Raw genomic sequence first — 11,156 nt, forward strand, 5'->3', positions numbered from 1 at the left:
CGCACTGGCTCAGGAAAAATAATACGGATGCTCGGCGCGGCGATTTGCCTCGAACGCCTTGATTTCTTCAGCGTGACGCAGGGTCAGCCCGATGTCGTCCCAGCCGTTGAGCAGACATTCCTTGCGGAAGGCATCGACCTCGAACGAGATCACTGCGCCATCCGGGCGGGTGATCGTCTGCGTGGCAAGATCCACCGTCAGGCGGTAGCCCGGGGTGGCCTCGCATTGCGCAAACAATTCGTCCAGCGTAGCGGCCGGCAGCACGATGGGCAGCAGGCCGTTCTTGAAGCTGTTGTTGAAGAAGATGTCGGCGAAGCTCGGCGCCATGATCACGCGAAAGCCGTAATCCTCCAGCGCCCACGGCGCATGCTCCCTCGAGCTGCCACAGCCGAAGTTGTCGCGAGCGAGCAGCACCTGCGCGCCCTGATAGCGCGGCTGATTCAGCACGAAATCCGGATTCACCGGGCGCGAGCTGCAATCCTGACCAGGCTGCCCCACGTCGAGATAACGCCACTCGTCGAACAGGTTCGGGCCGAAGCCGCTGCGCTTGATCGACTTCAGGAATTGCTTGGGAATGATTGCGTCGGTGTCGACGTTGGCACGGTCGAGCGGAACGACCAGGCCATCAAGCGTATTGAATGGTTTCATTACTTCGCTACCTTCTGGATGGCCTCACCATCCTTTTCGATGTCCTTGCCGAGGCCATGTACCGTGATTCAGCCGGACAGAACCAAACCGGCCAGCAATACCAACAATAAACTGCTGATCCGAATGCTCATCGGATTGACTCGCCTGGTCAGTGACTCTGGCGAACGTCGACAAAATGGCCATTCACGGCAGCCGCAGCTGCCATGGCCGGACTGACCAGATGCGTGCGACCGCCGGCGCCCTGACGCCCTTCGAAGTTGCGGTTCGAAGTCGAGGCACAGCGCTCACCCGGCTCCAGGCGGTCTGCGTTCATCGCCAGGCACATCGAGCAACCCGGCTCGCGCCACTCGAAGCCGGCTTCGATGAAGATGCGATCCAGCCCTTCTTCCTCAGCCTGGCGCTTGACCAGACCGGAGCCCGGCACGATCAACACGCGACGCACGTTGTCGGCTTTTGTGCGTCCTTTCACCACAGCAGCGGCTTCACGCAGATCTTCGATGCGCGAATTCGTACAGGAGCCGATGAACACCTGATCGACCTGAATATCCGTCATCGGCGTATTCGGTGCGAGCCCCATGTACTTGAGGGCGCGCTCGGTGCTTTCACGGCGCACGGGGTCGTTGATCTGCGCGGGATCCGGCACACGACCACCGATGGTGGTGACCATCTCAGGCGATGTACCCCAGGTGACCTGCGGCTCGATCTGGCTGGCATCGAGCTCGACCACGCGATCAAACGCCGCACCTTCGTCAGAATGAAGGGTGCGCCAATACGCCACAGCCTTGTCCCAATCGGCGCCAGTGGGCGCAAACTTGCGACCACGCACGTACTCGACGGTGTTCTCGTCGACAGCCACCATGCCTGCACGTGCACCAGCCTCGATGGCCATGTTGCAGATGGTCATGCGCCCTTCCATCGACAGGGCACGGATGGCGCTGCCACCGAATTCGATGGCGTAGCCCGTGCCACCCGCAGTGCCGATCTTGCCGATGATGGCGAGCACGATGTCCTTGGCGGTCACGCCCACGGGCAAATCGCCGTCGACGCGCACCAGCATGCTCTTGGACTTCTTCTGCAGCAGACACTGCGTGGCCATGACGTGCTCGACCTCGGACGTGCCGATGCCGTGCGCCAGGCAGCCGAAGGCGCCGTGCGTCGAGGTATGCGAATCACCGCACACCACGGTCATGCCCGGCAGCGTGGCGCCGTTCTCCGGCCCGATCACGTGCACGATGCCCTGACGCTCATCCTTGAACGGAAAATACGCCAGCGCACCGATTTCACGGATGTTGGCATCCAGCGTCTCGACCTGCTGACGCGAGACCGGGTCGAGAATGCCCTGATCCCAGTGGTCGGTCGGCGTGTTGTGGTCAGCCGTGGCCACGATCGAATGGATACGCCAAGGCTTGCGGTTCGCCAGCTTGAGGCCCTCGAAGGCTTGCGGGCTGGTGACCTCGTGCACGAGGTGGCGATCGATGTAGATCAGCGCCGTCCCGTCGGCTTCCTGCCGCACAAGATGGGCGTCCCACAATTTGTCGTACAAGGTGCGCGCGTTCATGCAACTCGTTCCAGGGAAAAAGTTCTTGATTATTTCACAGCAGGCCGGGGCTGAACAGTTTGCCCAGCCTCAACGCCGAGCAGCCCGGTATAGCGGCATCACCCTTTCGCTCGCCACTGCAAGCTCACGCTGACGCTCGGCATGACCTGGGTGGGTGGACAACCACTGCGGAGGAGCACCCGCCGAACGGCTCGCCATTTTGTTCCACAGCGTCACAGCGGCACGCGGGTCGTAGCCTGCGCGAGCAGCGAGCTCCACGCCGATCTGGTCGGCTTCGGTTTCATGCAGGCGCGAATGGGGCAATTCGAAGGTGACATTGGCCACCTTGCCCATCAGATCCTGCCCGGCGGCACCGGCGCCAAGCACCGCGCCCACCACCGAGACGCCAAAGCCGGTTGCCATGGAGCGAGAAACGCGCTCACGCGCATGCTCGCGCAGCGCGTGAGCAATCTCGTGGCCCATGACCGCAGCAATTTCATCGTCGGTCAGTTCGAGCTTGTCGATCAGCCCCGAGTAAATGGCCATCTTGCCGCCGGCCATGCACCAAGCGTTGAGCTCGTCAGACTGAATGACGTTGATTTCCCACGGCCATTTGAGGGCGTCCTGACGAAATGCCGACACCTGGGGCACCAGACGATTGGTGATGCGGCGCACCCGCTCGGTTTGGGCTGCGTTGCGATTCAATACGCCCTTCTGACGGGCTTGAGCAATGACTTCCTGATACTGCTTGGCCGAGACCTGCTCGATCTCTTCCGCTGACACCATCATCATCTGCGAGCGACTCACGCCGATCTCACCGCCGCCGGTGGTCTGCACCGTCTGGCACCCCACCGTCACCCCGAGCACCGTTGCCAGCGCAAGACAATTTCTTTGCACGACGTTCATCATTTCTCCTCAAATTCACGCTCTGCACCATGCCAACCGAGCAGCAGCCATATCAGACCAACAAAAGCGAAAACCGATCCCAACGTAAACGTCCAGCCTGCACCCACGGCATCCCAGCTGAAGCCCCCGAGCAGCCCACCAAGCATGCCGCCCGCACCGAACGACAGGCTGCCGTACAGGGCCTGTCCGTGCGCTTGCAGCCGCCCCGGAAACCATCGGTTGATCATGGCGATCGCCGCCGCATGATAAGCACCGAAGGTCACCCCGTGCAGCAATTGCGCCACCAGCAATAGCAAAAGACTACCGCCACCCCACCCGATCATCAGGAAACGCAGCACTGCGGCAGCCAGTGAGACCATCAGGATCATGCGCATGCCGAAGCGCTTTGCCAGACCCGGCATCACCAGAAACAAGCCGATTTCGGCGATCACGCCGAGCGCCCACATCCAGCCGATCAGACTCTTGCTGTAGCCCAAATCAGCGAGGTGAATCGAGTAAAAAACGTAAAGCGCGCCGTGTGCCGCCGCCATGAAAAAGCATGCGCCGAGCAAGGCACACACCTCGGGGCGACGCAAGGTCTCGCTCAAACGCGCGCCACCGCGCGCAACGCTTCGGCCTGCGGCCTCCGGCAACGCGAACGAGCACACAACGATGCCGCCGAGCACCAGCGCGATGATCGGCAGCACGACATCGATCTCGAGGTAATCGAGCAATGCACCCAGCCCGACCACGGTAACGATGAACCCGACCGAACCCCACAGGCGAATGCGCCCATAGCGATGCCCGAGCGCCCCCAGATGGCTGAACGTGAGGCTCTCCACCAACGGCAGCGCGGCACTCCAGAAAAAGGCCATGAAGGCCATCGCGACGAACATGCCGGCAAAGTCGGTCGTCACGAAAAACAACATGAATCCGGCTAGGCTGGCCAGCGCGGACAAGCGTACGATGGGCACGCGCAGGCCGGTGCGTTCGGCCAGCCATCCCCACAAGTTGGGCGCCAGCACCCGCATCACTTGCATCAGCGACATCAGCACGGCGATGTCGGTGGCGGAGTATTCAAGCGAGCGCAGATACAGCGTGAAATACGGCGTGAAGGCGCCGACAAAGCCGAAATAGCAGAAGTAATACGCAGACAACCGCCAGTAAGGAAGCATCAGCCGTGCAGCGCCCCGCGCCCTCGCGCGAAGCGCTCAGCCCTCGGTCGGCGCGGGAGGCGTTTGCTGCCCTTGCGGCGCCAACCGCGGCACGACCGGCGTGGACGTACGCACGTCGGCGCATTGCGCACGGTGTCTCAACGCATGGTCCATCAACACCAGGGCCAGCATGGCTTCGGCGATTGGCGTGGCACGGATGCCTACGCAAGGGTCGTGCCGGCCGTGGGTGTTCACGATCACCGGTTTGCCCTTCTTGTCGATCGAACGACGGTCGAGACGAATGCTGGAGGTCGGCTTGATCGCCATGCTGACGAGAATGTCCTGCCCCGTCGACAAGCCTCCGAGCACGCCACCGGCGTTGTTCGACAGAAAGCCCTCTGGCGTCATTTCATCGCCATGCTCGGTGCCGCGCTGTGCAACGCTGGCAAAACCCGCTCCGATCTCGACGCCTTTGACCGCATTGATGTTCATCATCGCGTAGGCGATGTCGGCATCGAGGCGGTCATACACGGGCTCACCCCAGCCGACCGGCAGCCCGGTGGCAACCACATTGATGCGAGCACCGATGGAGTCACCGGACTTGCGCAGATCGTCCATGAAGGACTCGAGCTGCGGAACGATCTCGCCATTCGGCGCGAAGAAGGGATTGCGATCAACCTCGCCCCACGAGGCGAACGGAATGTCGACCGGCCCCAGAGCCGCCATGTAGCCACGAATCACGATCCCGTGCTGCTCACGCAACCACTTCTTGGCGATGGCGCCAGCAGCGACACGCACCGCCGTCTCGCGCGCGGACGAGCGGCCACCACCGCGATGGTCGCGAATGCCGTACTTTTGCCAGTAGCCGTAATCAGCGTGGCCGGGACGGAAGGTGTCGGCGATGTTGCCGTAGTCCTTGGAGCGCTGGTCCTGGTTGCGGATCAGCAAGGCAATGGGGGTGCCGGTGGTCAGCCCCTCGAACACGCCCGACAGAATCTCGACTTCGTCCGGCTCACGGCGTTGTGTGACATGGCGCGATGTGCCGGGCTTGCGACGATCCAACTCATGCTGGATGTCTTCCACCGAGATCGCCAGCCCCGGCGGGCAGCCGTCGACCACACAACCGATAGCCGGCCCGTGGGATTCGCCGAAGGAAGTGAAGCAGAAAAGTTTGCCTTGGGTATTGCCAGACATTGGGAACTCGCGCGCAGGCCGTCAAACCGAGGGCGCTGATTCTAACACGCCGACGCACACCCCTCAGTTGGCCGAGTCGCGCAACTGCCGCCGCAGAATCTTGCCCACATTGGTCTTGGGCAATTCGTCACGAAACTCGATATGGCGAGGCACCTTGTAGCCAGTCAGCTGCTCGCGACAGTACGCCATGAGCTCGGCCTCACCCAGGCCGGCATCACGCCGCACGACGAATATCTTCACGACCTCACCACTGCGCTCATCGGGCACACCCACCGCTGCCACCTCAAGCACGCCGGCGTGGCTCGCGACGACATCCTCGACTTCGTTGGGCACCACGTTGAAACCGGAGACGATGATGAGATCCTTCTTGCGGTCGACGATCGTCAGGTAGCCGCGTTCGTCGATTGTGGCGATATCACCGGTACGGAAATAGCCGTCGGAAGTGAACGAATCCCGCGTCTCCTCCTCACGGTTCCAATACGCCTTCATCACCTGCGGGCCGCGCACGCAAAGCTCGCCGGGCTGGCCGGGCGGGAGCTCTTCACCCGCATCGTCGCGAATCGACACGTCCGTAGACGGCAAGGGCAAGCCGATGGAATGCGTGTATTCATGGAGGTCCAGAGGGTTGATGCTCACCGCGGGTGAAGTCTCGGTCAGGCCGTAGGCTTCTATCAACGTCACCCCGGTCACGCTCTTCCAGCGCTCGGCCACCTTGCGTTGCACCGCCATCCCGCCCCCCAGAGTGATCTTCAGGGCAGAAAAATCCAGTCGCGGGAAATCGGGGTTGTTCAACAAGGCGTTGAACAATGTATTCACGCCGGTAATCGCGGTGAAGCGGTGCTTGCCGAGCTCCTTGACGAAGCCCGGGATATCGCGCGGATTGGTAATCAGCAGATTCGTCGCACCGATGCTGGCATAGGTGAGACAGTTCGCCGTCAGAGAGAAGATGTGATAAAGCGGCAGTGCAGTGACGATGAGCTCTTCGCCGTCACGCACCCACGGCCGAATCCAGGTACGGGCCTGCGTCAGATTCGAAACGATGTTGCGATGCGTCAGCACCGCGCCCTTGGCCCGCCCCGTCGTCCCTCCCGTGTACTGCAGGAAAGCAACATCGTCGGCCGAAGGCTCGATACGCTTGAACGCTCCCTCGCGCCCTTTGCTGAGCGCCTCGCGAAAACGGATGTGACCGGGCAGCGACCACGACGGCACCATCTTGCGAACGTGACGCACCACGAGGTCGACCAACGCGCCCTTCACGAGGCCGAGCATATCGCCGAGGCTGGTCACCAGCACATGCTTCACAGGAACGGCGGAGCGCACCTTGGCGACGGTATGCGCGAAATTCTCGAGCACCACCAGCGCTGCTGCGCTGGAATCCGTCAACTGATGCTCGAGTTCGCGAGCGGTGTACAGCGGATTGACGTTGACCACCACGCACCCTGCGCGCAACACCCCGAACAAGGCGATCGGATACTGCAGCACATTCGGCATCATCAGCGCCACACGGGCGCCCGGCTCGAGCTTCAGCGTTTCCCGCAGGTAGGTCGCAAACGCAGCAGACAGTTGATCGAGCTCGGCATAACTCAACGCCTTACCCATGTTGAGATAGGCAGGCCGCTCGGCAAAGCGCGCCACGGCTTGCTCAAACACCTCGACCACCGAGGCGTGTTCAAGTGACCCCACCTCCGCCGGCACATCGGGCGGGTAACTGTTCAGCCAGATCCTCTCCATCCGCACCTCTCGCCTGCAAGCCTGCTAACGCAGGCTTGCGTGGATCAGCGCTCGAGCTGGTCGAGCTTGTCCTTCACCGCGGCCCACTCATCAGCGTCGGGCAACGAATCCTTGCGTTCCACGATGGGCTTCCACTCTTTAGCGAGCTCTGCGTTGAGCTCGATGAAATGCTGCTGATCGGCCGGTACGTCATCTTCGGCAAAGATCGCTTCGACCGGGCACTCTGCGACACACAGCGTGCAATCGATGCACTCATCCGGATCGATCACCAGAAAGTTCGGCCCCTCGCGGAAGCAATCAACCGGGCATACATCCACGCAGTCCGTGTACTTGCAGCGAACACAGGCTTCCGTCACAACATAAGTCATAAAATTTCGTCTCCACGAATATCAGCGGGCGGCGATACACACTGCACAAATGCCGCTCAACGGCCGACAATATAGCCGACCACCGCGGGTTTTTGCTACGCGCGCTCGGAGCGCACCTCGGAAAACCTTGACGCGGATTCAGCCTTGGCATAAGTTTCGACTTCAGCCGGAGCTTTCCTGCTCCGCTCAGCGCTGGTTTCGCAGGCGCCCTTCCATCGGCTTCCACAGAATCCTTTCGCATCACCCGCGATCAGACCCCTCACGAGGAATCATGAGCGAGCATATTCAGCACGTTACTGACAGCAGTTTTGATACCGAAGTCCTGCAAGAAAATCTTCCTGTTCTGGTTGATTACTGGGCCGAATGGTGCGGCCCTTGCAAAATGATCGCCCCGATTCTTGATGACGTTGCTCAGGAATACGCTGGCCGACTGAAGGTTGCCAAGGTGAACATCGACGATAACCCCGACACCCCCGCCCGTTTCGGCATTCGCGGCATTCCTACGCTCATGCTGTTCAAGGGTGGCAACGTCGAAGCCACGAAAGTCGGGGCACTTTCGAAGTCCCAGCTCACCGCATTCATCGACAGCAATCTCTGAGAAGACATTTCCGGCCAGCGGATCCCGCTGGCCGTCCTCCCGCCCGACTGCAAATCACCGGATCGCGCTTCGCCTCCATGCAGCGGGCTAAAACCCACCCCTGAAACACTCACCTACGCGCACCCGCGCACATACCCACCATGCATCTATCGGAGCTCAAAGCCCTCCACGTCAGCCAATTGCTTGAAATGGCCAATTCGAATGGAATCGAAGGCGCCAACCGGCTGAAGAAACAGGAACTCGTTTTTGCCCTGCTGAAGAATCGCGCCAAGAAAGGCGAACCGATTTACGGCGACGGCGCACTGGAAGTGCTGCCTGACGGCTTTGGCTTCCTGCGCTCGCCCGATACCTCGTATCTCGCCGGCACCGACGACATCTACGTATCGCCTTCGCAGATCCGCCGCTTCAACCTGCACACCGGCGACACCATTGAAGGTGAAATCCGCACGCCCAAAGACGGCGAGCGCTATTTCGCGATGGTCAAGCTCGACAAGATCAATGGCGAGCCGCCCGAGAACTGCAAGCACAAGATCCTCTTCGAGAACCTGACTCCGTTGCATCCGAACGAGTGCTTCAAGCTCGAACGTGACATGCGCGGCGAAGAGAACATCACCGGACGCATCATCGACATGATCGCCCCCATCGGCAAAGGCCAACGCGGCTTGCTGGTGGCCCCGCCGAAAAGCGGCAAGACCGTCATGCTGCAGCACATCGCCCACGCCTTGATCACCAACCACCCGGAAGTCGTGGTCATCGTCCTGCTGATCGACGAGCGCCCCGAAGAAGTGACCGAAATGCAGCGCTCAGTGCGCGGCGAGGTAGTTGCCTCGACCTTCGATGAGCCGGCTTCACGCCACGTGCAAGTGGCCGAAATGGTCATCGAAAAGGCCAAGCGCCTGACCGAACATAAAAAGGATGTGGTGATCCTGCTGGATTCACTCACCCGCCTCGCGCGCGCTTACAACACCGTGGTGCCAGCCTCCGGCAAGGTCCTCACCGGCGGCGTGGACGCCAATGCCCTGCAAAAGCCCAAACGCTTTTTCGGCGCTGCTCGCAACATCGAGGAAGGCGGCAGCCTGACCATCATCGCCACCGCTCTGATCGACACCGGCAGCCGCATGGATGACGTGATCTACGAAGAGTTCAAGGGCACCGGCAACATGGAGCTGCACCTTGAACGTCGCATGGCCGAAAAACGTGTGTATCCGGCCATCAACGTGAACCGCTCCGGCACGCGTCGTGAAGAACTTCTCATGAAGCCGGAAATTCTTCAGAAGGTCTGGGTCTTGCGTAAGCTGCTTTACGGCATGGATGACATGGATGCAATGGAATTCCTGCTCGACAAGGTCAAAGCGACCAAGAGCAACGGTGAATTCTTCGATGCGATGCGCCGCGGGTAATTTCCCTCGTCCGTAGCCGCTTCAAGACAGCAACAGGTGGCGCGATGACCCGTATTCAATGGCTCAGAAACCAGTCGGGCTTTTTCATGGCCATGACCACTCTGGGCATCATCGCGCTGCTCGCATTGTCCTTCTGGCTACTCTTCAACGTAGTCCGACCCGCCCCTCCGCTAACCGTCACGATGATGACCGGGCCACTCGGTGGTGGGTATCAAATGTTCGGCGAGCAATACCGCGATGCCTTGGCTCGCGAGGGTATCTAGCTCGTCCTCATCCCCTCCAGCGGCGCCATCGAAAACCTGCGTGCGCTCAAGACGGAGGAAGTCGATCTCGCCTTTTTGCAGAGCGGCGTTGCCTACGAGCCCGACTCCCCGGACCTGGTTTCCTTGGGCAGCATGTACTTCGAACCAGTCTGGATTTTTCATCGCCTTGCTCAACCGCTGACACGCCTTACCCAGATCGACGGGCACTCAGCCGCCATCGGTGAGCCTGGCAGCAGCACTCAGCTTCTTGCCCTCCAGATGCTGTCGAGCAGTGGTGTCGCCCTGAACAGCCCCGGCTTGAAAGCCGTCGGGGACAATGACGCAGCCGATGCGCTGCTTCAAGGCAGCATCGACATGGCTTTCATCATCTCTGGAGCCGACTCGCCTGTCGTCAAACGGCTGCTGGAAAGCCCTCAGATACGCATCGCCGAACTGCGTCACGCTGCGGCCTACACCAAACGTATTCCTCACCTCGATACGGCTGTTCTACCGGAAGGCACCCTTGATCTTGTAAACATCAGCCCCCCGCAAGACGTCGAACTGCTGGGGGCCACCGCGACTTTGGTCGCCAAATCAGACCTCCACCCGGCCATCATCAGCCTGCTGATCCAGAGTGCGCGCGAGATCCATGGGACTCCCGGCTTGTTTCAACGCTCAGGGGAATATCCGAGGCTGACCGGCCTTGACCTGCCACCCAGTGCAGTGGCCCAACGCGTGTACGAAAGCGGCCCTCCCTTCCTGCAACGCTACCTCCCGTTCTGGCTCGCCATTTTGGTCGACCGCTTGCTGATCGCGCTGCTCCCGCTCATTGCGCTCATGATCCCACTTATGCGCCTGTTGCCGATCGTGTACTCGTGGCGCATGCGCTCACGCATTTATCGCTGGTATGGGGAGATGAAGTTTGTGGAAGGCAGGATTGATCAGAACACCACGGATACCGAAATCGACTAATACCTGCAGCAACTCGATCGCATCGAAGACCTCGCCAACCACAAACGCATACCTCTGTCGTACAACAACGAGCTCTATACATTGAGAGAGCACATCCAACTGGTAAGGGAAAAACTCCTCTCGCTGAAGCATCTGCGCCATGCAGAAATAAGCCACTGAAGTTGACGCGGCTCAAGTACTTCATTCAATCAAACTGCAGCAAACCACGCTCAGGGCGGCAAGCAAACGTGCATGCAAAGCACTGAGCGGTCACGAACGCTCTACATCTCACATACCTCTGGCGAACTTGATTGCCGCTACACGAGCGGTTCGTTGTTGTCGACGCCGGTGGGGAGCATGCGAGGTTCGTATGCGTTTCGTTTGAGGGGCGGTGAGGCGTTCGAGGCGCCGATCCCGGTCTTCACGCTGAGTGTTCCGGGGGCGCTGA

General features: G+C 60.6%; 12 protein-coding genes and 1 pseudogene. 5 read left to right on the forward strand and 8 right to left on the reverse strand.

The features are described from left to right. Positions 1-9: 9 nt before the first annotated feature. From leuD to fdxA, 8 genes are all read right to left on the reverse strand, one after another. Positions 10-648: a 3-isopropylmalate dehydratase small subunit gene (leuD, locus tag AC6H0W_RS11640; RefSeq protein ID WP_497577320.1), complete on the reverse strand. Its 639-nt coding sequence runs from the start codon at positions 646-648 to the stop codon at positions 10-12. After that, positions 648-716 (reverse strand): entericidin A/B family lipoprotein, encoded by a 69-nt coding sequence (locus AC6H0W_RS11645; RefSeq protein WP_497577356.1) that lies wholly within the window; start codon positions 714-716, stop codon positions 648-650. The genes leuD and AC6H0W_RS11645 overlap by 1 nt, the downstream gene beginning before the upstream one ends. An 80-nt stretch (positions 717-796) precedes the next feature. Then, positions 797-2,206, reverse strand: a complete 1,410-nt coding sequence (gene leuC, locus AC6H0W_RS11650) for a 3-isopropylmalate dehydratase large subunit (RefSeq protein ID WP_497577321.1) — start codon at positions 2,204-2,206, stop codon at positions 797-799. Between the two features lie 69 nt (positions 2,207-2,275). After that, positions 2,276-3,091, reverse strand: a complete 816-nt coding sequence (locus AC6H0W_RS11655; RefSeq protein WP_497577322.1) for a M48 family metallopeptidase — start codon at positions 3,089-3,091, stop codon at positions 2,276-2,278. After that, positions 3,091-4,245, reverse strand: coding sequence for an MFS transporter (locus AC6H0W_RS11660; protein ID WP_497577323.1), 1,155 nt, complete (start codon positions 4,243-4,245; stop codon positions 3,091-3,093). The genes AC6H0W_RS11655 and AC6H0W_RS11660 overlap by 1 nt, the downstream gene beginning before the upstream one ends. Before the next feature lie 36 nt (positions 4,246-4,281). Next, entirely contained in the window at positions 4,282-5,418 is a 1,137-nt protein-coding gene (gene aroC, locus AC6H0W_RS11665; protein ID WP_497577324.1) for a chorismate synthase, read from the reverse strand. A gap of 63 nt (positions 5,419-5,481) precedes the next feature. Further along, on the reverse strand, positions 5,482-7,149 hold the full coding sequence (locus AC6H0W_RS11670; RefSeq protein WP_497577325.1) for an AMP-binding protein: 1,668 nt from the start codon (positions 7,147-7,149) through the stop codon (positions 5,482-5,484). 44 nt (positions 7,150-7,193) lie between these two features. Then, positions 7,194-7,517: a ferredoxin FdxA gene (gene fdxA, locus AC6H0W_RS11675; RefSeq protein ID WP_497577326.1), complete on the reverse strand. Its 324-nt coding sequence runs from the start codon at positions 7,515-7,517 to the stop codon at positions 7,194-7,196. A gap of 271 nt (positions 7,518-7,788) precedes the next feature. On the opposite strand from fdxA, the gene trxA reads away from it, so the two are divergent. The 5 genes and pseudogenes from trxA to AC6H0W_RS11700 form a co-directional block, all read left to right on the forward strand. Then, the gene (gene trxA / locus AC6H0W_RS11680) at positions 7,789-8,115 is read left to right on the forward strand and encodes a thioredoxin TrxA (RefSeq protein ID WP_497577327.1); all 327 of its coding nucleotides are present in this window, start codon (positions 7,789-7,791) and stop codon (positions 8,113-8,115) included. Positions 8,116-8,255: 140 nt separating this feature from the next. After that, entirely contained in the window at positions 8,256-9,515 is a 1,260-nt protein-coding gene (rho, locus tag AC6H0W_RS11685) for a transcription termination factor Rho (RefSeq protein WP_497577328.1), read from the forward strand. A gap of 44 nt (positions 9,516-9,559) precedes the next feature. Continuing rightward, positions 9,560-9,778 (forward strand): hypothetical protein, encoded by a 219-nt coding sequence (locus tag AC6H0W_RS11690; protein ID WP_497577329.1) that lies wholly within the window; start codon positions 9,560-9,562, stop codon positions 9,776-9,778. 27 nt (positions 9,779-9,805) lie between these two features. Then, a complete protein-coding gene (locus tag AC6H0W_RS11695) occupies positions 9,806-10,729 on the forward strand; it encodes a TAXI family TRAP transporter solute-binding subunit (protein WP_497577357.1) in 924 nt (307 codons plus the stop codon). 231 nt (positions 10,730-10,960) lie between these two features. After that, positions 10,961-11,156, forward strand: a pseudogene (locus AC6H0W_RS11700) (hypothetical protein); the annotation flags it as partial.

The organism is Pseudazoarcus sp. NS20, assembly GCF_059703745.1.